General features: G+C 70.1%; 23 protein-coding genes. 4 read left to right on the top strand and 19 right to left on the bottom strand.

Features of this window, described 5'->3' with window-relative positions:
* Positions 1-100 precede the first annotated feature (100 nt).
* The gene (locus ACT4N7_RS19740; RefSeq protein ID WP_444830249.1) at positions 101-835 is read left to right on the top strand and encodes a hypothetical protein; all 735 of its coding nucleotides are present in this window, start codon (positions 101-103) and stop codon (positions 833-835) included.
* Positions 832-1,572, top strand: a complete 741-nt coding sequence (locus ACT4N7_RS19735; protein ID WP_444830248.1) for a hypothetical protein — start codon at positions 832-834, stop codon at positions 1,570-1,572. Before ACT4N7_RS19740 ends, ACT4N7_RS19735 begins: the two co-directional genes overlap by 4 nt.
* A gap of 67 nt (positions 1,573-1,639) precedes the next feature.
* On the opposite strand, the gene ACT4N7_RS19730 is transcribed toward ACT4N7_RS19735, so the two are convergent.
* The 8 genes from ACT4N7_RS19730 to ACT4N7_RS19695 form a co-directional block, all read right to left on the bottom strand.
* Positions 1,640-3,373: a S8 family serine peptidase gene (locus ACT4N7_RS19730; protein ID WP_444830247.1), complete on the bottom strand. Its 1,734-nt coding sequence runs from the start codon at positions 3,371-3,373 to the stop codon at positions 1,640-1,642.
* A gap of 50 nt (positions 3,374-3,423) precedes the next feature.
* Positions 3,424-4,422, bottom strand: coding sequence for an ABC transporter ATP-binding protein (locus ACT4N7_RS19725; protein WP_444830246.1), 999 nt, complete (start codon positions 4,420-4,422; stop codon positions 3,424-3,426).
* Positions 4,419-5,390 carry an ABC transporter ATP-binding protein gene (locus ACT4N7_RS19720; protein ID WP_444830323.1) on the bottom strand — a complete coding sequence of 324 codons (972 nt, stop codon included), beginning with the start codon at positions 5,388-5,390 and terminating at the stop codon, positions 4,419-4,421. The genes ACT4N7_RS19725 and ACT4N7_RS19720 overlap by 4 nt, the downstream gene beginning before the upstream one ends.
* 64 nt (positions 5,391-5,454) lie before the next feature.
* Complete coding sequence (locus ACT4N7_RS19715) at positions 5,455-6,420, bottom strand: ABC transporter permease (RefSeq protein ID WP_444830245.1); 966 nt, start codon at positions 6,418-6,420, stop codon at positions 5,455-5,457.
* On the bottom strand, positions 6,413-7,342 hold the full coding sequence (locus tag ACT4N7_RS19710; RefSeq protein WP_444830244.1) for an ABC transporter permease: 930 nt from the start codon (positions 7,340-7,342) through the stop codon (positions 6,413-6,415). The genes ACT4N7_RS19715 and ACT4N7_RS19710 overlap by 8 nt, the downstream gene beginning before the upstream one ends.
* A gap of 68 nt (positions 7,343-7,410) precedes the next feature.
* Positions 7,411-9,069: a peptide ABC transporter substrate-binding protein gene (locus ACT4N7_RS19705; RefSeq protein WP_444830243.1), complete on the bottom strand. Its 1,659-nt coding sequence runs from the start codon at positions 9,067-9,069 to the stop codon at positions 7,411-7,413.
* A gap of 261 nt (positions 9,070-9,330) precedes the next feature.
* Positions 9,331-10,311 (bottom strand): Ppx/GppA phosphatase family protein, encoded by a 981-nt coding sequence (locus ACT4N7_RS19700; RefSeq protein ID WP_444830242.1) that lies wholly within the window; start codon positions 10,309-10,311, stop codon positions 9,331-9,333.
* A 139-nt stretch (positions 10,312-10,450) separates the two neighbouring features.
* Entirely contained in the window at positions 10,451-11,662 is a 1,212-nt protein-coding gene (locus ACT4N7_RS19695; protein ID WP_444830241.1) for a lytic transglycosylase domain-containing protein, read from the bottom strand.
* Positions 11,663-11,897: 235 nt separating this feature from the next.
* On the opposite strand from ACT4N7_RS19695, the gene ACT4N7_RS19690 reads away from it, so the two are divergent.
* On the top strand, positions 11,898-13,532 hold the full coding sequence (locus ACT4N7_RS19690) for an acyl-CoA dehydrogenase family protein (protein WP_444830240.1): 1,635 nt from the start codon (positions 11,898-11,900) through the stop codon (positions 13,530-13,532).
* On the opposite strand, the gene ACT4N7_RS19685 is transcribed toward ACT4N7_RS19690, so the two are convergent.
* Genes ACT4N7_RS19685 through eno form a run of 3 tightly spaced genes read right to left on the bottom strand, consistent with a single transcriptional unit; the run spans position 13,529 to position 15,832 of the window.
* On the bottom strand, positions 13,529-14,017 hold the full coding sequence (locus tag ACT4N7_RS19685) for a DUF501 domain-containing protein (protein WP_444830239.1): 489 nt from the start codon (positions 14,015-14,017) through the stop codon (positions 13,529-13,531). The two genes, ACT4N7_RS19690 and ACT4N7_RS19685, sit on opposite strands and share 4 nt — an antisense overlap.
* Positions 14,014-14,541 (bottom strand): FtsB family cell division protein, encoded by a 528-nt coding sequence (locus ACT4N7_RS19680; RefSeq protein ID WP_444830238.1) that lies wholly within the window; start codon positions 14,539-14,541, stop codon positions 14,014-14,016. The genes ACT4N7_RS19685 and ACT4N7_RS19680 overlap by 4 nt, the downstream gene beginning before the upstream one ends.
* A gap of 4 nt (positions 14,542-14,545) precedes the next feature.
* Positions 14,546-15,832 carry a phosphopyruvate hydratase gene (gene eno / locus ACT4N7_RS19675; RefSeq protein ID WP_444830237.1) on the bottom strand — a complete coding sequence of 429 codons (1,287 nt, stop codon included), beginning with the start codon at positions 15,830-15,832 and terminating at the stop codon, positions 14,546-14,548.
* 137 nt (positions 15,833-15,969) lie between these two features.
* On the opposite strand from eno, the gene ACT4N7_RS19670 reads away from it, so the two are divergent.
* Positions 15,970-16,359: a tetratricopeptide repeat protein gene (locus tag ACT4N7_RS19670; protein WP_444830236.1), complete on the top strand. Its 390-nt coding sequence runs from the start codon at positions 15,970-15,972 to the stop codon at positions 16,357-16,359.
* 14 nt (positions 16,360-16,373) lie between these two features.
* Here the strand turns inward: ACT4N7_RS19670 and ACT4N7_RS19665 are convergent, their stop codons facing one another.
* The 8 genes from ACT4N7_RS19665 to ACT4N7_RS19630 form a co-directional block, all read right to left on the bottom strand.
* The gene (locus ACT4N7_RS19665; protein ID WP_444830235.1) at positions 16,374-17,216 is read right to left on the bottom strand and encodes a murein transglycosylase; all 843 of its coding nucleotides are present in this window, start codon (positions 17,214-17,216) and stop codon (positions 16,374-16,376) included.
* Between the two features lie 64 nt (positions 17,217-17,280).
* Positions 17,281-18,123 (bottom strand): class I SAM-dependent methyltransferase, encoded by an 843-nt coding sequence (locus ACT4N7_RS19660; RefSeq protein WP_444830234.1) that lies wholly within the window; start codon positions 18,121-18,123, stop codon positions 17,281-17,283.
* Between the two features lie 114 nt (positions 18,124-18,237).
* Positions 18,238-18,924: a hypothetical protein gene (locus ACT4N7_RS19655; protein WP_444830233.1), complete on the bottom strand. Its 687-nt coding sequence runs from the start codon at positions 18,922-18,924 to the stop codon at positions 18,238-18,240.
* Positions 18,925-18,999: 75 nt separating this feature from the next.
* A complete protein-coding gene (locus tag ACT4N7_RS19650) occupies positions 19,000-19,425 on the bottom strand; it encodes a glycine-rich domain-containing protein (RefSeq protein ID WP_444830232.1) in 426 nt (141 codons plus the stop codon).
* Between the two features lie 140 nt (positions 19,426-19,565).
* Entirely contained in the window at positions 19,566-20,690 is a 1,125-nt protein-coding gene (locus ACT4N7_RS19645; RefSeq protein ID WP_444830231.1) for a helix-turn-helix domain-containing protein, read from the bottom strand.
* A 104-nt stretch (positions 20,691-20,794) separates the two neighbouring features.
* Complete coding sequence (locus ACT4N7_RS19640) at positions 20,795-23,992, bottom strand: S41 family peptidase (RefSeq protein ID WP_444830230.1); 3,198 nt, start codon at positions 23,990-23,992, stop codon at positions 20,795-20,797.
* Positions 23,993-24,033: 41 nt separating this feature from the next.
* On the bottom strand, positions 24,034-24,981 hold the full coding sequence (locus tag ACT4N7_RS19635) for a MazG family protein (RefSeq protein WP_444830229.1): 948 nt from the start codon (positions 24,979-24,981) through the stop codon (positions 24,034-24,036).
* Complete coding sequence (locus ACT4N7_RS19630) at positions 24,978-25,976, bottom strand: hypothetical protein (protein WP_444830228.1); 999 nt, start codon at positions 25,974-25,976, stop codon at positions 24,978-24,980. Before ACT4N7_RS19630 ends, ACT4N7_RS19635 begins: the two co-directional genes overlap by 4 nt.
* Positions 25,977-26,002: the final 26 nt, after the last annotated feature.

Here is a 26,002-nt window from a genome sequence, read left to right as displayed (position 1 = left end):
CCATGGCCTGAATGGACCTTATTCGGCACCGCTGAACGGCGTAGGCTGCACATCGACCGTCGCCGCACGACGACGGTGGGTGACGCTCTGGGGGCGACGGATGACGGTGCCGACCGAAAGCGACCCGTCTCGCGCGCACCTGTGGGTGCTGGCGCGCCTGGAGCAGGTCTCCCGGCCGCAGAGCCCGGTCCAGCAGCCCTGGGGTGTCTCGCTGGGCGAACTGCTGCCTGCCGCGCCGCGGGTTCCGGCGGTCCTGCTGGGCTTCACCCGCCGAACCCTGGACCGCTTCGGCGGACTGCGTCTCGCGCCGGACGGGATCGGGATCAACGGGCAGCAGGTCGACTGGGCGACGATCGAGGAGATCCGGGTGCGCAACACCCTCGATGTGCTCCTGGAGGCATCGTCGCAGCGACTGGCCGACCGGATCGCCGGTCTGGTGCCGTGGTTCGTCCCCGCCCGCGGCTACCTCACAAGCCTGGTCGTCGAGTCGGTGTTCGGCCTGGTCGCCCAGGTGGCGCACCGGGCCATGGCGCCGCAGCCGAGGATTCCGGCCCTGATCCCGTACCAGATCGTCTACAAAGGACGGTTCGGCGGCAGGCACCGGGTGGAGTTGGGCATCTTCGCGCTCCTGGTCGTCACCCTGCTGCCCGAGGTGAACCAGAGCATCGCGACGACCGCGAGCAGACACCGGATCATCGCCGCCGTCGAACACTGGACACCCGCGCACGGCGACGTCGGTCACCGGGCGCAGGAACTCCTGCACCGGGCGCAGACCCTGTCGCGCTGGGCGCCGCTCGGCAAGCTGATGCGACGAGTCCGCGGGGGCCGGTCATGACGCAACCACCGGTCGACTGGTCGAACTACCCGTACACCACCCCGCTGCGACCCGACGTGGCCGACATCGACGGCCACCGCCGCAAGCTCGTCACGGGACTGTGGGTGTGGCTGCCGATCGCCGCGTTCTGGCTGCTCGTCGCGGTCGTGTCCGGGTACGGGATCTTCTGGGCGCCGCTGATCCTCGGCCCGGTCGCACTGGTCGTGCTCGCCTACCGGTCCGGGTTGGGCTCGCTGCCCGGACCCGCCGTCTACCTGCTCGGCAACGCCCCCGTGCTCGCGTTCCCCGCGGTCAAGTGGGCGTGGTTCATCGGCCTGCTCATCCTGGCCATGATCTGGGGCTACCACCGCGTGCTCGACGCCTGCGTGGCGCTGCGGGAGGCGCAGGGCAAACCGGACGACACCGCGCGGGCGCGACTGCGGGTGGAGCGCATCACGCTGATCTGGGTCTCGGTGGACGCCTTCGCCGCCGGGCTGGACGTCGTGCTGCTGGTCGTGGCGATCATCGCGATCGTCCGCTTCGGCAGGCTCAGCGTGCTGCTCGCCTTCGTCGGGTTCGCGATCTCGATAGTCGCCTTCACCGTCAACGGCGACCCCGCCCTCTGGCTCGGCCGCGGCGAACCGGGCTTCAACGGCCCCGGCGACATCGACGGCTGGTTCTCCCTGGAAACCCTCGGCGGCGCGGTCCTCGCCTGGGGCCGGACCCTCTACCAGGTGTGGCTGCGACCGCCGCCCTAGCACGCGAAACGGGGGTGGAGACCGCGGAAAGCGGTCCCCACCCCGCGGGCGGGACAGGTGTTGCGAACTACTTCAGGAACTTCTTGCCGTTGGTGACGGCGGCCCAGGCATCCACGGAACCGTGACCGTAGAAGCCGTTGAAGGCGGGCGTGCCGACGCAGGTGGCATCGAACTCGGCCGGGCGGCCGACGTTGGCGTAGCTGAAGGTGCGCGGGGTCGGGCAGGAGATGTCAGCGGCGGTGCCCTCCAGGACCCGACGCACCTTGTCCGGGGCCAGCGACACCGAACCGCGCGAGTACTTGCCGTACTGCGACACGATCAGCGCCGCCACACCGGAGGCGTGCGGGGAGGCCATCGAGGTGCCCTGCAGGAACTGGTAGTAGCCGCAGACTCCGTCGGCCTTGCACGCCTTCTGCACGCCGAGCGCCTCGCCGTCCGGCGTGACGTTGCCGTCCGCGTCGATGGCGCCTTCGGTGAGTGCCACGTTCTGCGGGTAGGCCGACAGGATCAGGTTCTCGTTGGTTCGGAACCACGGGGTGCCGAAACCGTCGCGGAAGTACCCGCCCGGCGCGGACACCGAGATGCGCTCGGTGCCGTAGTTGGAGTAGTCCGCCTTGTCCTGCGACGGGCCGTAGGCGCTGACGCCGATGGCGTGCGGGCCCTCGCTCGGCATGGTGAGGCAGGTGGCGTTGTCGATCTGGCGCAGGTGCTCGTTGCCAGCCGGGTAGTTCGGGCTGGTGGCGTCGGGCAGCGGGTTGGCCATGTCCTGGTGGCTGTTGCCCAGCGACACGATCTGCGAAACACCCTTGCGGTGGGCGTAGTCCATCGCGCGGCTGATCGATCGCACGATGAGCCGCTGCTGCGCCTGCTGCTCGGCGGTGTCCGCCGGGTTGGCGGAGCAGTTGAACAGCCACGGGTCGACGAAGAACGACATGTTGACCACGTCGAGCCCGGCGTCACCCGCGTAGGTCATCGCGTCGACGACCGGCTGCAGGAAGAAGTAGCCGGAGTCCTGCGCGCCGCGAATGTTCACAATGGACACGTTCGGCGCGACACCGGAGAGCCCGAAGCCGTCGGCCGCGGCGGCGATGGTGCCCGCCACGTGCGTGCCGTGGCTGCCGTTGTCGACGTCGGCCGGGTCGACGCAGCCGCGGTACTCACACGGGCCGTCGACAACGTTGCCGTTCTCGTCGAACGGGATGTCGCGGGTGAAGTTGCGCGACAGCGCGCGGTCGAAGTTCGGCGCGATGTCCGGGTGGTTGCCGTCGACACCCGTGTCGAGGATGCCGACCTTGACCCGCTTGTCGCCTGCCTGCCTGGTGCGGGCGAGGTCGGAGCGGACCGCGGTCAGACCCCAGAGCTGCGAGTCCAACGGGTCCATGCCCGCGGTGGCGGCGTTCTTGGCGCCCTTGGTACCGGCCTTCGCGGCCTTGTGCTCCTGCTCGACGGCCTTGGCGCTGGCCTTGTTCGCCCGCACGGAGGGCGCCTGGCCGATCGTCTTGACGCGCGCGGCGGTGTCGACCGACCGGTTGCCCGCGAGGCGCGCGGTGAAGCCGTTCTCCGGCGCCGTGGCGGTGATCAGACCAGCGGCCTTGTTGCTGGTGACCACGGTGCCGCCGGCCGCGCGGACCGCGGCCTCGGTGGCGGCCACGTCGGCGCCATCGGCGGCAAGAATGTTGAACTCGACCGTCTTGCCGGACAGATCCGGCTGTGCGTTGGCGGCACTGGGTGCCACCAAGCCTGCCAGTGCCACGACCAGGGGGGCCGCGAGCACAGACACCAGGGTCTTGCGTCGCTTCACGCGAACTCCTCCTCGACTTTCCTTGTGCGTCCCTGAGTTCTGCCCCGACATCAGGGAACGACTGATTTCTCTTCGGCGAAATGGCACGCGCTCGGGTGGTCGGCGACCCGGATCTTGAGCTCCGGCTCCTCCTCGGCGCAGAGGTCCCGCGCCTTCCAGCAGCGCGTGCGGAATCGGCAGCCCGACGGCGGATCGACCGGGCTGGGCACGTCGCCCTCAAGCCGGATGATCTGCCGCTGGCCGCGCAGTTCGGGGTCGGGCACCGGCACCGCGGACAGCAACGCCTGGGTGTACGGGTGCGTCGGGTGCTCGTAGATCTCTTTCTCGCTGCCGATCTCGACGACCTTGCCCAGGTACATCACGGCGACCCGGTCGGACAGGTGGCGGACCACCGAGAGGTCGTGCGCGATGAACAGATAGGACAGTCCGAACTCGGACTGCAGGTCGCCGAGCAGGTTCATCACCTGCGCCTGGATCGACACGTCGAGCGCGGACACCGGCTCGTCGCAGACGATCACCTTGGGCCGCAAGGCAAGCGCGCGGGCGATGCCGATGCGCTGGCGCTGGCCGCCGGAGAACTGGTGCGGGTAACGGTTGATGTGCTCGGGGTTGAGCCCGACCACGTCGAGCAGCTCGCGCACCTTCTGCGCCCGCGACCCCTTCGGCGCCACCTCGGGGTGGATCTCGAACGGCTCGCCGACGATGTCGCCGACGGTCATCCGCGGGTTGAGCGAGGTGTACGGGTCCTGCAGCACGATCTGGATGTCGCGGCGCAGCTTGCGCAGCTCCGCGCCCTTCATCGCGAACATGTCCCGGCCCTCGAACGTCGCGGTGCCGCCGGTGGGCGGCTCCAGGCGCATCAGCACCTGCGCGAGCGTCGACTTGCCGCAGCCGGATTCGCCGACCACGCCGAGGGTTTCGCCGCGCCGGAGGTCGAAGGAGACCCCGTCGACGGCCCGGACCTGGCCGACGACGCGCTTGAACAGCACGCCGACCCGCACCGGGAAGTGCTTGACGAGGCCGCGGACCTCGATGATGTTGTCGGTCACTCCGACACCAGCTCCTCGGCGAAGTGGCAGGCGCTCATCCGACCGGACACCGTGCGGTGCTGGGCGGGGATCTCGGACTTGCAGATGTCCTCGACCCGCGGACAACGCGGGTGGAACGGGCAGCCGCGCGGGATGTTGAGCAGGCTCGGCGGCAGGCCCTTGATGGTGTTGAGCTCGGTGCCCTTCTGGTCGAGCCGGGGCAGCGAGTCGAGCAGTGCCAACGTGTACGGGTGGCCCGGCTTGCGGTAGAGCGACCGCGCGTCGGACTGCTCGACGATCCGGCCCGCGTACATGACCGCGATCCGGTCGGCGACCTCGGCGACCACGCCGAGGTCGTGCGTGATCAGGATCAGGCCCATGTTCCGCTCGACCTGGATCTCCTTGAGCAGGTCCATGATCTGGGCCTGCACGGTGACGTCGAGGGCGGTGGTCGGCTCGTCGGCGATCAGCATCTCCGGGTCGAGCGCCAGCGACATCGCGATCATCGCGCGCTGGCGCATGCCGCCGGAGAACTCGTGCGGGTACTGCCGCACGCGCCCCTTGGGGTTGGGGATCTTGACCTGGTCGAGCAGTTCGACCGCGCGCTTGCGGGCGTCCTTTCTGGACATTCCGCGGCGCAGCCGCAACTGCTCCTCGATCTGGAACCCGACGGTGAACACCGGGTTCAGCGCGGAGAGCGCGTCCTGGAAGATCATCGCGATGCCCGAGCCGCGGATCTCCCGCCTGCGCCGTTCGCTCGCGGTGAGCAGCTCCTCGCCGTGGAACCGGATCGAGCCGCCGGTGATGTACCCCGGCGGCATGTCCAGGATGCCCATGATCGTCTGGGCGGTGACGCTCTTGCCGGAGCCGGACTCGCCCAGCACCGCGACGGTCTCGCCTGCCTGGACGTGATAGCTCACGCCGTTGAGCACCTTGGCCACGCCGTCGCGGGTGCGGAACTCGACGAAGAGGTCCTCGACCGCCAGCATCGGCGCACCGGGGACCGGTCCGGCCCCTTCGGTGTCCACAATGGATTGTGTCGACATCGCGCCATTACCTCATCTTCGGGTCCAGCGCTTCGCGCACGGCGTCGCCGAGCATCACGAAGGCCAGCACGGTCGCGGTCAGGAAGGCTGCCGGGAACAGCAGCGTGTGCGGTGCGACGCGGATGATGTCGCGCGAGTCCGCGATCATCACGCCCCACGACACGACGGGCGCGCGCAGTCCGAGGCCGAGGAACGACAGCGTCGCCTCGGCGCCGATGAACGCGCCGAGCGCGATCGTGGAGTACACCAGCACGGGCGCGACGGCGTTGGGCAGCATGTGCCGCAGGATGATCCGCGACGTGCTCGCGCCCAGCGCCCTGGCCGCCTTGACGTAGTCCTGCTGCTTGGCGGTGATCGCCGCGGACCGCATGATGCGCATGCAGACCGGCCAGGACAGCAGCGAGATCGACACGATCACCAGGAACATGATCTGCGCGACGTTCTTGCTGCCGGTGGCCCCGAAGCTGGACAGGATCACGATGGCGCCGAGCACGAACGGCAGGCCGAAGAACACGTCCGCGATACGGGACATCAACCCGTCGAGCCAGCCGCCGTAGAAGCCCGACAGCAGCCCGAGCGTGCCGCCGATCAGCACCGTGAGCGCCGTGGCGCAGATGCCGACGATGATCGACGCGCGGGCGCCGTAGATCGTCCTGGCGAAGATGTCCGCGCCCTGGTTGTCGTAGCCGAACCAGGCCTGCCCCGACGGCCCCTCCCGACTGCGGCCGAGTTCGGCGTAGGTCGGGTCCACGGAGGTGAACAGGCCCGGGAAGGCAGCCATCACCAGGATCAACAGGATCAACGCCGCGGAGATCACGAACAGGGGCCGTCTGCGCAGATCGTGCCAGGCGTCCGAGGCGAGACTCCGCGGCTTGTTGAGCCGCGGGTTCTCGGCGTGTTCCAGGCCGGTGACGAACTCGTCCGCCGACGTGGTCATCGCGGCGCCGGTGACCGCCGTGCTCGGGTCAGTCATAGCGAATCCTTGGGTCGAGGACGGCGTAGAGCAGGTCCACCAGCAGGTTGGAGAGCAGATAGACCATGACCAGCAGGGTGACGACGCCGGTGACGATCAGGCCGTCCTTGCCCAGAATGCCGTCGTAGACGAGGTTTCCGATGCCCTTGATGTCGAAGATCCCCTCGGTGACGATCGCGCCGCCCATGAGGGCGCCGAGGTCGGTGCCGAGGAAGGTGATGACCGGGATCGCCGAGTTGCGCAGCAGGTGCACGCCCACCACCCGGCGCTGCGGCAGGCCCTTGGCCACCGCGGTGCGCACGTAGTCGGCGTGTTTGTTCTCCGCGATCGACGTCCGCATCAGCCTTGTCACGTAAGCCATGGACAGGCTGCCCAGCACGAAGCCGGGGGCGATCAACTGCGCCCAGGGCGCGGGCGAGGACGACACCGTGGTCTTGATCAGCCCCAGTTCGAAGCCCAGGAAGATTTGCAGCACGAAGCCGGTGACGAACACCGGCAGCGAGATCAGGAACAGGGTCGAGACGAGCGTCAGGTTGTCCAGGAAACCCCGGCCGCGCAGGCCGGTGAGGATGCCCGCGCTGAGGCCGATGACCGCTTCGATGGCGAGCGCCACCAACGCGAGGCGGACCGTGTTCGGGTAGGCGTTGGAGATGAGTTCGCCGACCTGGCTGCCCCGGAACGTCTGGCCGAAGTCGCCCTGGATCAAATTCAGCATGTACTTGCCGTACTGAACGATCAGCGGGTCGTTGAGGTTGAACTTGTCCTGCATCAGGTTGACGTAGGCGTCGTTGCACGGGCGGTCGCCGCACTTGCCCGCGAACGGGTCGCCGGGCAGCGCCCACACCAGCCAGTAGATCAAGAAGGTGGTCCCGAGGAACACCGGGATGAGCTGTAGAAGTCGTCGGAGGACGTAGCGTCCCATCACATTCTCCCAACCTGACTCCGGGCCGGGGTGCGGGATCGCCGCACCCCGGCCCGGAGTGACACTGGCTACTTCTTGACCGTCACCGTGGACAGGTCGAGTTCACGCAGCGAGCTCAGGCGGACATTGTCCACCCGCTCGGACCAGCCGTACTGCGCGGTCTGGTTCCACAGCGGGATGGCGGGCATGTCCTCGGCCAGGATGCGCTCGGCCTCCTGGTAGAGCTTGTTGGCCTCGTCGACGCTGGGGGCCGCGTCGGCCTTGACCAGCAGGTCGTCGAGCTTCTTGTTGGAGTAGTCACCGTCGTTGGACGACGCACCCGTGCGGTAGAGCTGGTTCATGAAGTTCTCGATCGACGGGTAGTCCGCGATCCAGCCCGCACGGTAGATCGCCTTGACCTGCTTGGCGTTGATGATCTGGCGGGTCTCGGCGAACGTCGGGATCGGGATGTAGGTGCATTCCAGATTCAGGGCGTTCTTGATGCTGTTGCAGGCGGCGGTCATCCACTCCTTGTGGCCGCCGTCGGCGTTGGTGGTCAGCTCGATCGTGCCGGTGTAGCCGGACTTGGCCAGGAACTCCTTGGCCTTCGTCGGGTCGAACGTGCACAGGTCGCCACACTGGCCCTTGGCGTAGCCGGGGACCGCCGGGTTCACCCAGCCGTCGGCCGGGATGCGGGTGCCCTCGAAGATCTTGTCGACGATCTCCTGGCGGTTGATGGCCAGCGAGATGGCCTTGCGCAGGTCGACGTTCTGCCACTGCGGCTGGTAGAGCGGGAAGGCGATGACCTGGTTGCCCATGTACGGCGTGGAGCCGTTGCGGTTGGGCAGGTCTTCCTTGTACTTGCCGCCGGTGATGCCCGCGGACGGGACGGTGTCGAGGAAGTCCAGCTCACCGGAGACGGTCGCGGCGTAAGCGGCCTCGTTCGACTCGTAGATCTTGAAGGTGAGGTCCTTGAACTTCGGCTTGTCGTCGCCCTTGTAGTCGTCGAAGCGGGTCAGCACGATGTTGGCGTTCGGCTGGCGCGAGACGTACTTGAACGGGCCGTTGCCGACCGGCTTGGCCTCCCAAGCCTTCTGGTCGGCGAAGAACGAGTCCGGCAGCGGGTAGAACGGGTTGTACCCGAGCTTGAGCGGGAAGACCGAGAACGGGTCGTAGAGGGTGACCTCGAAGGTCGTGTCGTCGACGACCTTGAGGCCGGACATCTTCTCGGCGGCGGGCTTGGGCGCCGTCAGGGGGCCCGCGGCGCCGTCCGGGTCGGCCGCGGTGACGTCCTTGTAGCCCTGGACCTGCTCGAAGAAGCTGGCGGCCTGGTTGCCGTTGGGGCTGTAGGCGGTGTAGTTCCAGGCGTCGACGAAGTTCTTGGCCTTGACGTCGGTGCCGTCGTGGAACTTCCAGCCGGACTTGATCTTGACGGTGTAGACCTTGGAGTCCTTGGTGTCGATGGACTCCGCCATGGCGTTCTTCGACTCGCCGGTCACCGGGTCATAGCTGGTGAGACCGGTGAAGAGGGCGCGCACAACCTTGCTGCCGCCGCTCTCGGTCGTGTTGCCGGGAACCAGCGGGTTCTCCGGCTCGGTCGCGAAGGCCGAGAGCGCGCCGTCGGGGTTGCCCGCCGCACCGCTCCCGGTGTCACCACCACTCTGGTCGCTTCCTCCGCCGCACCCCGCGACCGCGAGCGCGAGTGTCAGCGACATCGCCGATGCCGCTATCCAGCGTGGTTTACGCATGGGTCTCCTCCCAGGCTAGTTCGACGTGCTTTCGGGCTGTCCGCCATCGGCTCCGTCGTCACGAAGCGGTACCGCCCGCTCCGAAAGTGAGTGGAAGTTAACCGGAGGCGCGAATCGACCGGCGATCGCGGACGTCACAAACGAGTCACAATCAACGCTAGTTCATCCATTCGGTGGATGGCGAGCCGGGTCAGCGGTCGCTAGGCGGACACTTTTCTGTCCGAACTGTGTCAGGTCATGGTTGAGACGAATCGACTTCGATTACCCAGCGTCAGAATTCGCGGCGACGGACCGCGCGATTCCGTGCGGGATATCGTTTTCACTGACGACCATTTCTGTGATGTGCGTCTCCTGGAAGAGCCGATCCGCGAGGGCCCGCACGACGATCGCGCCGCCGCCGATGACGTCGACCCTGCCGGGGTGCATGGACGGGATGGCGGCCCGCTCGTCGTGACTGGCAGTGAGCAGTCGGCTCGTCACAGTGGCTATCTCGGCCGGAGTGAGCCGGGACAGGTGGATGCGATCGGGGTCGTACTCGGGCAGTTCGTGGGCGACCGCGGACAACGTGGTGACGGTGCCCGCCACCCCCACCCAGGTTCGCGCCCGGGCCACCGGGACGGCGTCGAACGCCTCGGCCAGCACCCGATCGGCCACCTCGCGGGCGGCGGCGATCTCGGCGGCCGTTGGCGGGTTCGACTTCAGTGCCCGCTCGGTGAGCCGGACACACCCGATGTCGACCGACCGCGCCGCCTCGACGTGCGCCCGGACGCCGTCCCAGGTGCCGAGGACGAGTTCGGTGGAGCCGCCGCCGACGTCGGTGAGCAGGAACGGCCCGTCCTGCGGCGCGAGGTCGCTCACCGCGCCGAGGAACGACAGGCGGGCCTCCTCGTCGCCGCTGATCACCTCCGCCTCGACGCCGAGCACGTCCCGGGTCATCGCGAAGAACTCGGCGCGGTTGGCCGCGTCGCGGGTGGCCGACGTGGCGACCATGCGGACCCGCTCGACGCCCTTGCGGCGCATGATCGCGGTGTAGTCGAGCAGCGCGGCCCGGGTGCGGGCCAACGCCGCCTGCGCGAGCACACCGGTCGCGTCGACGCCCTGGCCGAGCCGGACCACCCGCATCTCCCGGTGCACGTCGCGCGTCCACACCGACCCGTCGGCGCGCACGGTCAGGTCGGCGACGAGCAGCCGGATGGAATTCGTTCCGCAGTCGATCGCGGCAACCCTGGACTGGTCCGCCACCCCGGATTTTAACCCTGGTGGGCACCTCGGGTTGGCCCAGTCCGGGTTGGTGGGTGCCTGCGGCTGGGTTGCGTCTCGTTCCCCTTGGGTGCGGTTGGCAGCCACGTTGTGCAGAGCCCCTACATCTGGTTCCGGCGGGTCAGGGCGTTGTGGTCGGGATCGCGGAGCCTGCCGGGCCGCTCGGCTGGGTGGAGTTCGCGGGCGCGGTGGTGGTGGTGGTGGTGGTGGTGGTCGGCGCGCACGGGTCGGGCGTGGTGGTGGTCGTCGTGGTCGGCGGCGTGGTCGTGGTCGTCGCGGACGGCGTCGTGGTGGGGGTCGGGCCGCACGACGGGGTGGTCGTCGTGGTGGTCGTCGGCTCCGTCGTCGTGGTGGTCGGCTGCGTCGAGCTCGACCCGTCCGGCGCCACGGTGGTCGACGGCGGAACGCTCGGCGACTGCGTCGGGTCGACGCCGGGCACCGGGGGCACCGGCTGCGGCTGCCGCGGGGCGGGGAGCGCGACCTGGTCGATGGAGTCCACCGGGGTCGTCGGCACGGGGGTGACGCCCTTGGCGTAGGCGTCGGCCCAGAACAGGACCGTGCGCACGTAGCTGTCGGAGTGGTTGTAGCGGAACACCGCGGTGGCCCGCGCCTGCGGGTTCGCCATGTCCAGGCCGCCGGAGCAGAGGTACTTGCCCGCGCCGACAGTGGCGTCGTAGATGTTGTTCGGGTCGGTCTGACCGTCGCCGTTGCCGTCGCTGGCGTAGCCCTTCCAGGTCGACGGGATGAACTGCATCGGGCCGACCGCGCGGTCCCAGCGAGCGTCGCCGTCGTAGCGGCCGCCGTCGGTGTCGCTGATCGCGGCGAAACCGCCGCCGTTGAGCACGGGGCCCAGGATCGGCGCGGCCGTGCGGCCGCTGGCGTCGACTCGGCCGCCGCGGGCGTGGTTGGACTCGATCCGGCCGATGCTGGCCAGCAGCGGCCACTCCAGGTGGCAGCCCGGGGTGGTGGTCGCCAGCGTGCGCGCCGCCCGCAGGTACGCGTCGAGCATGGTGCCGGGGATGCCGAGCGGGCCGCTGGGCAGCGTGACGCCGCCGAACTGGTCCGGGGTGCCCGCGAGCGCCAGCACCTCGGCGCCGAGCTGCCGATCCTCCGGGACCGAGCCGTCTGCGCTGACGTCCGCCGGGTCGGTCAGGCCGATGAGCCCGCCGCCCGCGTTGCCCGCGAGCGCGATCCGGGCGCTGTCGTCCGGGCTGCCCCAGTCGACCGGCTCGCCCGCCGCCACGGCGGGCACCAGCAGCAGGGCTCCGACCGCCGCGACCGCGCCGCGGCGCCGCTTGCCAACCCGCTTGCCTTTGCCCTTCGCCGCACTCACCAGAAACCAGCCCCCTCGCCTTGCCTGACCGCCGGCGGTCGCCGACCTGGGTGACGCTCGTCCGGCCATCTACCCTGCCTTATCTGTCGCCAGGAGTCACCGTTTGCGACACATTCACCCATAGATAGGGCTACAAGTCAGCCGATAGCCGCCCGATCGACTACCCACTGTTCACCCGCTACGCCGTCCTGAACCGCCCCTTCGGTTGCCCCCGTGATCGGGTTACTCTCGGGTAATGACCGCGATCGAGTCCCCCGCACCGCCACTCGACGCGACCCACGAGGTCGCCAACCAGGTCCCGCCGCTGTCCGGGTTCGACCCGCTCGGCTGCGACCCGGCGCTCGTGGGCGCGCTGCGGGCGTTCGGCTCGGCCGAGGTCGTCGCCTCGCTGTCGGCGCTGGCCGTGGAGGCGGGCTCGGCGCTCGCCCGCGAGCACGGCAGGCTCGCCAACGAGCATCCGCCGGTCCTGCGCACGCACGACCGCTACGGCCACCGGGTCGACGAGGTCGAGTTCCACCCGTCGTGGCACTGGCTGATGGCGCGGGCCGTGGCACACGGCCTGCACGCCGCGCCGTGGGCGCCGGACGCCGGGCCGCACGCGCACCTGCGCCGAGCCGCCGCGTTCACCGTGTGGTCGCAGGTCGAGGGCGGCCACGGCTGCCCGATCTCGATGACCTACGCCGCCGTCCCCGCGCTGCGGCACGCGCCCGAACTGGCCGCGCGCTTCGAGCCGGGCCTGCGGTCGCCGGTGTACGACCCGGGCCTGCGCGAGCCGAGCGGCAAGGCGGGGCTGCTCGCGGGCATGTCGATGACCGAGAAGCAGGGCGGCTCCGACGTCCGGGCCAACACCACGACCGCCACGCCGCTCGCCGACGGAACCTACTCGATGGTGGGCCACAAGTGGTTCACCAGCGCGCCGATGAACGACCTGTTCCTCACCCTGGCGCAGGCTCCCGGCGGCCTCACCTGTTTCGTGCTCCCCCGCGTGCTGCCCGACGGCACCCGCAACGCGCTGCGGGTGCAACGGCTCAAGGACAAGCTGGGCAACAAGTCGAACGCGTCCGCCGAGATCGAGTACACCGGCGCCGTCGGCTGGCGTGTCGGCGACGAGGGCCGAGGCGTGCGCACGATCATCGAGATGGTCACCATGACCCGCCTCGACTGCGTGCTCGGGTCGACGGCGGGCATCCGAATCGCACTGTCGGAGGCGGCACACCACGCGGCCCACCGGTCGGCGTTCGGCGCCCGGCTGCGGGACCAGCCCGCGATGGCGGCGGTGCTGGCCGACCTCGCGCTGGAGTCGGAGGCGGCCACGGTGCTGGCCATGCGCCTGGCGTCCGAAGTGGACTCCTCGGGCCCGCTGCTGCGGGTGGCGCTGCCCGCGGCGAAGTTCTTCATCTGCAAGCGGGCGCCGATGGTGGTAGCCGAGGCGTTGGAGTGCTTGGGGGGCAACGGATACGTCGAGGAATCGGGAATGCCGCGGATCTACCGCGAAGCGCCGTTGATGTCCATTTGGGAGGGATCGGGCAACGTCACGGCCCTGGACGTGTTGCGGGCACTGTCCCGGGAACCGTCCAGTATGGACGCTCTACTGGCGGAGCTGGGCGCCACCGCGGGCGCGGATTCGCGGTTGGACGCGGCGGTGGCGACCCTGACGGCGGAGGCGAGCGCCGCCGAGCCCGCCCGAGCGCGGCGGGTGGCGTCGCTGATCACGCTGTGCCTTCAGGGAAGCCTGCTCGTGCGCCACGCGCCTGGTGTGGTGGCTGAGGGGTTCCTGGCGTCCCGCCTGGGCGGAAACGACCGCTCAGTCCTCGGCGACCTCCCTCGTGGACTGGACACCACCGCCTTGGTGGACCGCGTGACGCCCTAGCCGGCGCACCCGGCGGTGGGCCAGGAATCGGCGAGTAGGGCCAATGCCTCGTCCCCGAACGGGTTGACGCCGGGGCCCTTGGCCAAGGCGTGCGCCACGTGCACATGCAGGCACTTGACGCGGCCCGGCATGCCGCCCGCGCTGACTTCCGTGCCCAGTGCGGAAATGGCGTCACGCTCAGCCAGATAATCCTTGTGGGCAGCCAGATACTGCGCCGCCAAGTCCGGGTCCACCGCCAAGCGCTCGGTCATCTCGCGCATCAGGCCGGTGGTCTCCAGCGTGCTCACCAACGACGCCAACTTGGCGCACGTCAAGTAGTACAGCGTGGGGAACGGGGTGCCGTCCTCCAGCCGGGGGCTGGTCTGGATGACCGACGGGTGGCCGCTCGGGCAGCGGGCCGCGACGGCGCGGATGGCGCGCGGGGTGCGGCCCAACTGCTCGGCGACGGTGTCGCGGTCGGTCTGGGTGACCGGTTCGAAGATCACCCGCGCGCCCCCGTCACCGAGTCCCACAACGCCTGGTACCAGACCTGCTGCGGAATCGGGTTCGGCCGGGCCGGGTCGGCACCCGGTCCGCCCGCGTCGGCTGGCAACTCGACCATGTACGGCGTCTCTCCCGGCATCACGTACCGCAGTCTCCTGCGGGCCTCGGCCTTCACCTGCTCCGGGTCGGCCAACTGCGCCTTGCGCTGCTCAAGTTGGTCGACCTGGGCCCGTAAGTCGGCCTGGCGCTGCTCCTGTAACTCCACATCGGACCGCTGCGACAAGTACGTCCGCAGCGGCACCGCCACACTCAGCGCCAGCGCGCCGACCACCGTCGCGAGAACGGCGGCACGGCGCGTCGTGGACAGCCCGAGCGGGGCCCGCAACTTGCGCCTGCCCACCGACACGGGACGCGGTGGCTCCTCCTGGGGCGCGGCGGCCGAGCGCGGCCTGCGGACGCTCTCCGGCCTGCGCGCGGCCGCCGCGCCACTGCTGCGGCCGCCCCGCTCCGTTCCGCGCCCCGCCATCGCGCTAGGACTCCGGCGTGAAGCGCGGGAACGCGAGGTCGCCCGCGTACCGCGCGGCGTCGCCGAGGGTCTCCTCGATGCGCAGGAGCTGGTTGTACTTGGCGACGCGCTCGCTGCGGGCGGGGGCGCCGGACTTGATCTGACCGACCCCCGTCGCGACGGCGAGGTCGGCGATCGTGGTGTCCTCGGTCTCGCCCGACCGGTGGCTCATCATGCTGCGGTAGCCGTACGAGGTGGCGAGGGTGACCGCGTCGAGCGTCTCGGACAGGGTGCCGATCTGGTTGACCTTCACCAGCAGCGCGTTGGCCGCGCGCCGGGCGATGCCCTCCTCCAGCCGGTCGGGGTTGGTGACGAACAGGTCGTCGCCGACAAGTTGGACGCGCTCGCCGATCTCGGCGGTCAGCCGCACCCAGCCGTCCCAGTCGTCCTCGGCGAGCGGGTCCTCGATCGACACCATCGGGTAGGCGTCGATCAGCTCGGTGTAGTAGGCGTTGAGCTGCTCGGCGCTCTTCTTGGCGCCCTCGAAGGTGTAGGCGCCGTCGGCGTAGAACTCGGTGGCCGCGACGTCCAGGGCGAGCGCGATGTCGCGGCCCGGGGTGTAGCCCGCCTTCTCGATGGCGACCAGGATCAGGTCGAGCGCCTCGCGGTTGTTGGACAGGCTGGGCGCGAAGCCACCCTCGTCGCCGAGGCCGGTGGCCAAGCCCTTGCTCTTGAGCACGGCCTTGAGCGAGTGGTAGACCTCGGTGCCCCAGCGCAGCGCCTCGCGGAAGCTCTCCGCGCCGATCGGCGCGATCATGAACTCCTGGATGTCGACATCGGTGTCGGCGTGCGCGCCGCCGTTGAGGATGTTCAGCATCGGCACGGGGAGCACGTGCGCGTTCGGGCCGCCGAGGTAGCGGAACAGCTCCAGGCCGCTGGACTCGGCCGCCGCCTTCGCCACCGCGAGGGACACGCCGAGGATGGCGTTGGCCCCCAGCCGCGACTTGTCCGGCGTGCCGTCGAGGTCGACCAGCTTCTGGTCGACGATGCGCTGGTCGACCGCGTCGATGCCCACCAACTCGGGGCCGATCTCGTCGAGGACCGCGGTGACGGCCTTCTCCACGCCCTTGCCGAAGTAGCGGTTGGGATCGCCGTCGCGCAGCTCCACCGCCTCGTGTTCGCCGGTCGAGGCACCGGAGGGGACCGCCGCCCGCGCCAAGGTCCCGTCGTCCAGCGCGACCTCCACCTCGACGGTGGGATTGCCGCGCGAGTCCAGGATCTCGCGTGCGCCGACCTGCTCGATGACCGCCACGTGGTGCTCCTCACAAGCCGTCCTACTACTCCACCCTGAGCCTAGCCGGGCGCTTCGGCGGACGGCCGCAAGGCACGCGCGGTCACTCCGCCGGAGGGTCGAGGAACAGCGCCGCCCCGGGTAGTGTTGATCGAACTATGACGGAGGACGGCAGGGACACCTTCGAAGCGTTTCGGCACGCCGAGTCGCTGGTGGCGCAACGCAGGCCGCTCGACGCCCTGGCCGCGCTGGCCCCCGTGCTCGACGCCGAGCCGGACGCGCCAAGCGTGCAGTTGCTCGCCGGCCGGGCCTACCTCGGCTCGGCCCAGTTGCGCCGCGCCGAACAGGCGTTTCTCCGGGTGCTCGACCTCGACCCCACCGATCACTACGCGCGGTTCGCGCTCGGCCGGACGCTGCAGCGGCAGAGCAGACTCACCGAGGCGCAGACCCAGCTCCGAATGGCCGTGGCGATGAACCCGGTGCCGGAGTACCAGGAGGCGCTCGGCGAGGTGAACGCCCGAATCGCCGTCGAACGCGACCGGCCCTAGCGCGGTCGTGACCACTAGCCGAGTTCGGCGGCTTTGCGGGCGTAGGCGTCGGCGCCGCTGAAGACGTCGCGGCCGTACTTGGTCGACTCGTTGTAGGTGAGCACGGCCTTCCACCAGCCGCGGCCGGTGGCGAGGTCGCCGCCGCTGGCGCACAGGTAGCGGGCGGCGGTGAGGGCGGCGTCGTCCAGGTTCTGCGGGTCGGGGCTGGTGCCGTCGCCGTTGGCGCGGGCCGACCAACGCGACCAGGTGGTCGGCAGGAACTGCATCGCGCCGACCGCGCGGTCCCAGCGGGTATCGCCGTCGAGCCTGCCGCCGTCGGTGTCGGAGATGGCGCGCACGCCGGGCGAGCCGTCGAGCGGGATGCCGATGATCGGCCGGGACAGCCTGCCGTCCTCCCCGACGCGCGTGCCGCGGTACTGGCCGTGGTGCGACTCGACGCGGCCGACGCCCGCGAGGGTGGCCCAGGTGAGGTTGCAGCCCGGGGTGCGCGCCCGGGTGGTCAGCTCGGCGTTGACGTAGGCGACGAGGGCCCGCGCGGGGATGTCGGTGCGCGCGGCGACCATGTCGGCCCACGCGCGCAGGTCGGGGCTGGTGGGCGCGGGCCGCGCCTGCGGCACCGCGGCGCCCGGGTCGACGTCGAGCGCGGGCACCACGAACCGTTGGGGGCGCGCCGATGGCGAGCGCGGCTCGGTGGCCCGCTCGACCAGCAGCACGCCGCCGACAGCCGCCGCGACGAGCGCGGCGACCAGCAGCAGTCGGCCCGCCAGCCTGCGCACCGGGCCGCGCCCGGGTGGCTCGGGAGCCACCGGGGGCCCGGCGGGGAACGTGGTCGGCGGTGGTGTCGGAGTTGCGGCCACAAAGCCAGGCTACGGGGAAGTCTCCCGGGGATTGCAAGAACGGCAGGCCCGCGACGGGTGTCGATCATGGCGCGGGCTTGACCGCCTGGACCGCGTAGAGCAGCGGGATGCGCGGGGCGCTCTCGGGCAGCCGGTGCCAGACGCCCTCGGTTGCGGTCATCGCCGCCCAGCGCCGCCACGGGATCTCCTGGGACTCCCGCACGAGCGTGATCCGCAGGCCCGCGGTCACCAGTGCGGTGACGACCTCGCCGAGGCCGTGGCACCACTCGTAGTACTCCAGGCCCTCGGTCAGCGTGGGGCCGTCGGTGTAGGTGTGGGTGCCGTCCTCGCGGGCGTGGCCGCGGCCTTCGAGATAGTCGTGGCGCAGCAGCAGGTCCTGGCTGCCGTCCGGCGGCGGCACCCGGCTCAGCGAGTGCAGCAGCGGGTGGAACTCGACCAGGTAGCACTGGCCGCCCGGGCGCAGCAGCGCGGCGACCTGCTCGGCCCACCGGTCGAGGTCGGGCAGGAAACACAACGCCCCCTTGCCGGTGTAGACGACGTCGAAACGCCCGCGCCCCAACGCATCCGCCGCACTGTACACATCGGACTTGACATAGGACACGTCGAGCCCGGCCGCCGCCGCGATGCGCTGGGCCGCGCGCACGGACTCGGCCGAGATGTCCAGCCCGACCGTCCGCGCGCCCCGCCGGGCGAAGGCCATCGTCTCCGAACCGATGTGGCACTGCAGGTGCGCGACGTCCTTGGCGCGCACCTCGCCCAGGTCCGCCCACTCGTAGGCGGCGAACCAGTCGGCCGGGTCGCGGGTGGCGACGCCGTAGAACTCGCTGGCCACGTGGATTGGGGTGCGGGCATCCCAATTGGCCTCGTTCGCCCGGATCATGCTCTCGGTCGCGCCGTCGAATCCCATGATCGCCATCTTCCCGTCAGGGCAGCGGAGGCAGCTCCGGCGGGGTCGCGGGCTTGCCGCGTAGTCCTGCGGCGTGGTGCCGACTTCGACGTCCGAGTCACCGCCACGCGCTGGTCAAACAGTGTTCAGCCAAGCGAGGTAGGTGTGCCATGAGCTACAGATGGGAGCCGAGTTCCGCGCCGCAACGACGGCTCGAACCTCTGCGTAGACCCGTATCCCCGCACGCGGTGCAGCGCGCCATGCCGAAACGTCTGCGGCCCAGTCCTCGGCCTGCCAGGGGTCGTGCCCCGATTGGATCAACCGCACGACCAACGTGGCGGTGTCGAGCCAGGGTGCCCCCAAGCTCGGCCATCCCCAGTCCACGACTCGGACTCCACCATCGGTGACAATGAAGTTCTCGGCGGTGGGATCCGTGTGGACGAGGCTGTCGCCACGGAGATAGTTCAGCCGCTCCGCAGTGGCGTAGGGAGCCCATCTCTTCTCGGCCGGAAGCACCGGCAGTTCAGGACACCGAACGCCAGAGATGTCGCGCACCGCATCGGCAACGAGCCCAAGATCGGGCGATCCTGGCGTGAGGACGGCATTACGACCTGAGATGTACTCGAACGCGAGAATCAGCCAGGAGTCCACGTCCGTATGCCATAACATCTTCGGCGCGCGAGCAGGGAGAAATTTCTGCACCCGACGCTCGATTCCGGCCCGTTCGCCACGCGCACCCTTGAGAAACACCTGCCCCGAGGCTGTGGTGAGGTTCAAGGCGATCTCTGCGGCCCCACCCGAGACCGGCACCGCAGAGATCACTCCGCCAGTCCTGCTCTCGATCTCCGCCCGAAGATTCGACGGCAGACCCTCCCACGGAATACGCACAACAGGCGCCTACGGGCTGTCGTAGCAACCAGCATGACACTGGTTGCAGTCGGCCGAATCCACCCGCCAGAGTTCTTCATCGACCCGGAAACCGGTTGCCCGCAGCGCGGACATTGTCCGTTTCAACGCGGCGCCGGTTCGGATATCGTCAGTACGAATCGGATTGTGATGGATGAAGCGCCCGGCCACGCTGTCACAGAAACGCGCATAGTCGAATGTGTGCAGCACGAAAGTGTGCCACCCCACGTCCACAGCCTTCGACGGCGAGAGCGCAAGGCCGGGGTTGTCCGCACAAGCCTTCAGGAACACCAGGGACTGTTCAAGTACCCTCGTCGCCATTTCCACGCCCAGTCCGTCGTCTTCCACTATCCTGCAGACAAGCCGGTCGAACAGCGTCTCGTCAATCAGAGTTCTCGGTTCGATCTCACTGATCACACCTATCGTCATCATAGTCCCCGTTCTCTGAAGTTCCGTCACGCGGTACCGTCCGAAAGCTCGGCAGATCAATCCGCCTTGATTAGTTAAGGTACGAGCCAGGATCCGAACCAGCCAGGGCCAGCACAGGGGCCAACTTGTCAGGTGGCGCGAATTTCGTTCATCAACATTCGCAGGGTCAGGCTGTGCCGCTCCGGGGGCAATGCCGCGAGCGCGGCTTCGCCGTATTCGACTCCCCCGGGCCTATCTCCGGCACGTACCATCATCAGGCCGCGATGCAGATCCAGGTGGGTCTTGAACCGGGGCAGGGTGACGGGCAGGTGCTCGCGAGCCGTTTCCTGTGCCCGTTCGGCCCCAGTCTCATCGCCGAGTCGCGCGAAAAGCAGAGACATGAAAACGTTCATTCGCCAGTACGGAACGGCGTAATCCGTCGCCTCGTCGCCACTCCCGGCCTGGTCGAAGACTCTGCGCCCCTCGGTGAGCAGATTGCGCGCTGCATCCATGTCGCCACGAAGAGCAGCGGCATGCGCCTTTCCCATCAGGGCATTCAGGCGACCTATCGACGGCTTGTCACTTATCTGCAACGCCTGTTCGGCCAACATGTCGGCTATGCCAAGCGATGCGCCCTCATAGCCCAACGCGATAGCGGCACGACCGCGAACCCACACTCTGGCTTCGACATTCTCGGATCGGTCCGCCGCAATAATGGCGTTCCGATACCACGTGACGGCTTTCGAGCCGTCCGACCCGGGAAACGTTTTTGCAAACAACGTCATCAGTTTGGCAACGATGTCCCACATTCGTGGCGTGTCCAACTGCTGTTGAGCGACCACGAGGTCCCCGGCAAGCCTGCGTTGCATTTCGCCAGCACCCTCGGTCATATAGTCAAAACCGTAAGTTGCTAACCGCTCTCGCCATTCCTCCGTATCCGGGCCGCCTGCTCGGATCGCCGCGTCAAATCCGTGAGCGATGAGATCCGACACGATGACCGGTGCGATCGCCGTCGCCGCCATCGAGCTGATGAACCCTCGACGGTCCACCTTCGCCCCCTCCAGAACCTGACGGGGCACTTCGAGCACAGTTGCCAGGTGCGCCAGCCAATAGGGCCCAGGAGTCCGTTTTCCCCGCTCCCACCGCGACACATCCTCTCGGGTGGCCGTCGAGTGTCCCGAAACGTCGCACAACTCTTCGGCAAGCCGAGCTTGCGACCATCCCATGGCTGACCGAAGGTCACGGACCAGCACACCCAGCGCGTTAAGACTCACCAGCCCATCTTGGCCGTCACGGTGCCACTTGGGGAGCCGACATGCAGGGGCCAATCCGGGGGCCACTGGTCGCGCCGTCGAATGCCATGATCGCCATCTTCCCGTCAGGGCAGCGGAGGCAGCTCCGGCGGGGTCGCGGCCGGTCGCTCGGCCAGGCCCTCCAGCGCGATCCGAATGGCCGTGTCGAGTTGCGGGTCGCGGTCGGCGGCGTAGTCCTGCGGCGTGGTGACGACCTCGATGTCCGGGTCGACGCCGTGGTTCTCCACGTCCCAGCCCTGGCCCTGCATCCAGGTCGCGTACCGCGGCTGGGTGACCAGGGTGCCGTCGACCAGGTGGTACTTCATGTCGATGCCGATCACCCCGCCCCAGGTGCGGGTGCCGACGACCGGGCCGATGCCCAGGGCCTTGATCGCGGCGTTGACGATGTCGCCGTCGGAGCCGGAGAACTCGTCGGCGACCGCGACGATCGGGCCGCGGGGGGCGTCGAGGGGGTAGGTCTCCTCGTAGTAGCCGTCGCGGGCGCGGCCCCAGCCGACGATCTTGCGGCTGAGCTTCTCGATCACGAGCTGGGACAGGTGGCCGCCGCGGTTCTCCCGGACGTCGACCACCACGGCCTCGCGGCGCATCTCCAGGCGCAGGTCGCGGTGCAACTGCGCCCAGCCGTTGGCCACCATGTCGGGCACGTGCAGGTAGCCGACGCGGCCCTCGGTGGCGGCGTGCACGTGGGCACGCCTGCCGTTGACCCACGCCTGGTAGCGCAGCGGCGTGTCGTCGAGCAGGGGCACGACCACGACCCGGCGGGACGCGCCGCCGCCCTTGGGCGCGATGGTCAACTCCACCGGGTGACCCGCGGTGCCGACCAGCAGCGGCGCGGGACCCTGCGCCGGGTCGACCGGCCTGCCGTCGACGGCTGCGACGGCGTCGCCCACCCGGACCGCGACGCCCGGCGCGCGCAGCGGCGAGCGGGCGCGCGGGTCGGAACTCTCCCCCGGCACGATGTCCGTGATCCGCCAGGCGCCGTCGGCGTCGCGCGCCAGGTCGGCGCCGAGCAGGCCGAGCCTGCGCTTGTGGTCGGCGCCCTTGCCGGGGGCGACGACGTAGGCGTGGGAGGTGCCCAGCTCGCCCTGCACCTCCCAGAGCAGGTCGACCAGTTCGTCGTGCGAGCCGACCGTGTCGACCAGCGGGCGGTAGCGGGCCAGCACACCGGCCCAGTCGACCCCGCCCATGTCGGCGCGCCAGAACAGGTCGCGCATGAGCCTGCCGGTCTCGTCGAACGACTGGCGCCACTCGGCGGACGGGTCGACGCGGACCCGGATGCGGCCCAGGTCGACGGTGATGTTGTCCTCGGAGCCGTCGTCGGAGTCGGCCTTGCGGTCGGCGGGCAGCACCTTGACGGCGCGGCCGTCGCGGATCACGATGCGCTGGCCGTCGCCACTGGTCCAGACCTCGTCCAGGCCGTCGACCAGGGTGTCGACCTTGAGCTTGGTCAGGTCGTAGCGCTCCAGCACCGAGCGGGGCGAGTCCTCGCCGAGGTCGTCCAGGTCGTCGCCGAGGGCGCCGGTGAGCGGGTCGCGCAGCCACAGCACGCCGCCCTTGCCCGCGAGTAGACCCGAGTAGCGCGCCGCGACCACCGGGAAGGCGACCACCCGGTCGGCGATGCCGTCGATGTCGACCGACGTGCGCGGGGCGGCGTCGTCCTCGTCATCGTGCTTGTCCTTGTCGTCGGGGTCGCCGAAGGGCCTGCCCTCGCGCAGCGGCGCGAACGGCGACGGCGTGGTGGCCGCGAGCGGCACCAGGTAGGGCCGGGTGCCGTTGGCGAAGGACAGGTCGAACACGTGCACGTCGTAGATCGGGTCGAAGCTGCGGTAGGACAGGAACGCGAGGTGCTTGCCGTCGAGGGTGAACGCCGGGTCGAAGTCCACGAAGCGCAGCGGCGTGACGTCCACAATGGACAGATCGGTGGTGTTGACCATCCTGATGTGCCGCAGCGGGCTCGGGCCGGGGTGCGCCCAGGCGAGCCAGCCGGAGTCCGGCGAGAACACCAGCCCGGTCGGGTCCATCTCGTCGGCCTTGACCACCTGGTGGAGCTCGCCGCCGTCGACGTCGACCAGCAGCAGCCTGCCGTCGTGGGTGACCACGCCGACGCGCCTGCCGTCCGGCGACGCCGCCAACTCCAGCACCCGGCCGAGCTGCCCGGCACCGACCCGGCGCGGGCTCTCGCCCGGCGCGCGGCCCTCGACCGGGGAGAACTCCAGCGCGTCCTCGCCCTCGGCGTCGGTGACCCAGACGACCTGACCGGTGTCGCCGAGCACCTGCGGCAGCCGGGCGCGCACACCCGGTTCGACGGCGAGGGCGCGGACCGGGCCGTCGCGGTGGGTCAGCCAGTGCACGGTGCCGCGCACCTCGATCGCGCTGGCCCGCCCGGTCTTGTCCGGGCCCACGTGGCCGAGGTGGCCCGCGGGCGCGATCTGGTGCGGCTGGCGCGAGCCGCGCGGGCCGCCGAGGCGCACCTCGACGCGGCGGGGCTCGGCGTCGAGGCCGTCGAGCAGCCACAGCTCACCGGCGCTGTGGTAGACCACGCGGGTGCCGTCGGTGGTGGCGTTGCGGGCGTAGAACTCGTGCTCGCTGTGCTTGCGCACGTCGGTGCCGTCTGGGGTGCAGGAGTACAGGTTGCCGACGCCGTCGTGGTCGGACAGGAACGCGATCCGGTCGGCCACCCACATCGGGTCGACGATGTGTCCGTCCACATCGGACAGAATGCGGCGGAACCCGCCGTCGCCGTCCGGGTCGACCCAAATCTTGCCCGCGGTGCCGCCGCGGTAGCGCTTCCACCAGGCCGGTTCGCGGGAGACCCCGGTGCCGAGCAGCACCGCGCCGGACCCGGCGATCGCCACGGCGCCCACGGGGCCGTAGGGCAGCCGCTCGGCGGGGCTGCCGTCGAGCGGCACCGCGTGCGCCCAGGTGCGCCGGGTCGAGGGCTGGCCGGTGGCGGTGGTCGCCAGCACCCGGCCGTCCGGGGTCCAGCCGAGCACCTCGGTGCGCACGTCGCCCCAGTGCGTCAGCCGGGTACTCGGGCCGCCGTCGACCGGGGCGGCGTGCACTTCCGGCTCGACGTCGCGGGTGCTGGTCCAGGCGATCGTGGCGCCGTCCGGGGCGAACCGCGGGTTGCTCACCGGCACCCGGTCGGCCGACACCCGCCAGGCGCGGCCGCCATCGGCGGGCGCCAGCCACACGTCGTCCTCGGCGACGAACGTGATCAGGTCGGCGTGCAGGTGGGGAAATCTGACATAGGCGTCGGTCACCCTGCCAAATTAGTCACTGCCACCGACAGCCGCCGCAACTTTCACCGTGCGGGCCAGTGCCGCCGCCAGGTGTCGTGGTCCATCCGAGCCGGATCGATGCCAGCGGCGCGGGCGGCGTTCTCCGCCGCGCGGACGTCGGCGGCGAACCGGCGAGCCACCGAGCGCAGCTCGCCCTCCGGGTCCTGGCCCGCGAGTTTGGCCAGCGCGGCCAGGTCGAACAGGCGGGCGCCGACCGAGTCGTGGCCGGGCAGCAGGTCGCCGGGGAAGCCCGCGCGCGCGGTGCGTTGGGCCAGTTTCGCGGCCAGGGCCAGCGCGGGTTGTCCCAGCGCCACACCGTCCACACTGGACTCGCGGCGCTTCTCCTGCTGCTTGAGTTCCTCCCAGCGGTGTTCCTGGGACCGGGCGTCGCGCACGGCGGGGTCGCCGCCCGCGAACACGTGCGGATGCCTGCCGACGAGCTTGGCGACGAGTGCGTCCGCCACGTCATCGATCGTGAACGGGTCGTCTGTGTCCTCTTGGGCCACTCGGGCGTGGAACAGCACCTGGAGCAGCACGTCGCCGAGTTCCTCGCGCAGCGCGGGCCGGTCGCCCTCCTCGATGGCCTCCAGCAGTTCGAAGCACTCCTCGACCAGGTACTGGCGCAGCGACTCGTGGGTCTGCTCGGCGTCCCACGGGCACCCGCCGGGCGAGCGCAGCCGGTCCATCACCAGCGCGGCGGCGACCAGGCCGGTGCCGAGTGTGTCGTGCACGGGCGCACCCGCGGCACTCAGCGCCGCGGCGGCGGGATCGGCGGCATCGGCGCTGACCAGCACGATCGGCGACGTGACCGCCTCATCGAGCAGTCCGGCGGGCGCGGGGGCGTCGCCCAGAGCGGGGTCGGCGCCGCCCGCCGTGTAAACGCGTTTCGCGGCACGCAGCAGCGCGACAGCCGCCGCGGGGACGGTCTCCCCGCGCACCAGCACCACGGCGGTGCCGCGGTGCACCGTCACCGGGCGCTGGTGTTCTTGACCGGGATGACCACGCCGACAGTCTCGCCCTCGCTCGGCGCGATGGCCATGGCCGCGAGGTCCCACACGCCGTAGCGCGGGCTGATCTTCACCCCGGCCTCGGCCACCGTGGACTGGAGCAGCCGCGGGCCGAGCGTGGTGGCCAGCCGCGGGTCCGGGGCCTGCGCGCCGCCGTCCGGGGTGGCGTTGGTGTCGCGCTTGCGGACGAGCGCGACCACCCAGGTCGCGCTCTGCGGGTCCGGCTGGAAGGCGACGACGGTGTTCTCGGGGGTTCCGAACAGCGCACTGCCCGCGATGTCCGGGGCCAGCGCAGGCGTGATCGTCTGATCCTTCGCGGCCTGCAACCCGGCGGCCACGTCGGCGTCGATGACCCTCCCGGCCTGGTCGAGGCCCTCGGCGAGCTGGCGGGCCTTGTCGAGTGCCTGGGCGCGCAGCGAACCCTGCTGCTCCTCGGGGCCGCCGGGGGCGATGAGGGAGAAGTCGAAGGTGACCGACAGGGTCGGCGCCTGCTTGGCGCCGATCTCGGCGAGCGTCAGGTAGTCCTGGGCCAGCTCGGTGGCGTCGAAGGACTTGTTGATCGCACTGTCGATGATCGCCTCGGGCGCGGCGGTACCGTCGGTCGGCAGCGGCTCCAGCGACTCGGTGAGCTGCTTGGCCAGCTCCGCGACCCGACCCGGGTCGACCGTGATCGGATTCTTGGCCGTGTACGCCTTGATCAACTCGTGCAGCACGAGCTGGCGCAACACCGCCCGGGAGAGCAGGTCGAGCTTGCGCTGCTCGACCAGCACCTTGGCGGCGGGCTCGGCCTTGACGGCCTTGTCGACCAGGTCCTGCACCCGGTCGACGCCGATGGTCTCGCCGTTCACGATGGCCGCGGCGTTGACCTGGCTCGGCCCGGACGAGCAGGCGCTGAGCACCAGTCCGAGCACGGCGAACAGGGCGACGAGCAGGCGTCGACGGCCAATGACGGTGGTCACAGTGCCGTAGCCTCTCACAGCGGCAC

The organism is Actinokineospora sp. (genome assembly GCF_052390155.1).
Classification (GTDB): domain Bacteria; phylum Actinomycetota; class Actinomycetes; order Mycobacteriales; family Pseudonocardiaceae; genus Actinokineospora.
This window is presented reverse-complemented; position numbering and strand designations above follow the sequence as displayed.

What these genes read in the sequence shown, in the direction of transcription:
- ACT4N7_RS19740 (WP_444830249.1), top strand. Translation starts at nt 101, where the DNA reads ATGACGGTGCCGACCGAAAGCGACCCGTCTCGCGCGCACCTGTGGGTG.
- ACT4N7_RS19735 (WP_444830248.1), top strand. Translation starts at nt 832, where the DNA reads ATGACGCAACCACCGGTCGACTGGTCGAACTACCCGTACACCACCCCG.
- ACT4N7_RS19720 (WP_444830323.1), bottom strand. Translation starts at nt 5,390, where the DNA reads ATGCTGGCGGTCGAGGACCTCTTCGTCGAGTTCCGCACCCGCGACGGC.
- ACT4N7_RS19715 (WP_444830245.1), bottom strand. Translation starts at nt 6,420, where the DNA reads ATGACTGACCCGAGCACGGCGGTCACCGGCGCCGCGATGACCACGTCG.
- ACT4N7_RS19710 (WP_444830244.1), bottom strand. Translation starts at nt 7,342, where the DNA reads ATGGGACGCTACGTCCTCCGACGACTTCTACAGCTCATCCCGGTGTTC.
- ACT4N7_RS19705 (WP_444830243.1), bottom strand. Translation starts at nt 9,069, where the DNA reads ATGCGTAAACCACGCTGGATAGCGGCATCGGCGATGTCGCTGACACTC.
- ACT4N7_RS19690 (WP_444830240.1), top strand. Translation starts at nt 11,898, where the DNA reads ATGACCGCGATCGAGTCCCCCGCACCGCCACTCGACGCGACCCACGAG.
- ACT4N7_RS19680 (WP_444830238.1), bottom strand. Translation starts at nt 14,541, where the DNA reads ATGGCGGGGCGCGGAACGGAGCGGGGCGGCCGCAGCAGTGGCGCGGCG.
- ACT4N7_RS19670 (WP_444830236.1), top strand. Translation starts at nt 15,970, where the DNA reads ATGACGGAGGACGGCAGGGACACCTTCGAAGCGTTTCGGCACGCCGAG.
- ACT4N7_RS19660 (WP_444830234.1), bottom strand. Translation starts at nt 18,123, where the DNA reads ATGGGATTCGACGGCGCGACCGAGAGCATGATCCGGGCGAACGAGGCC.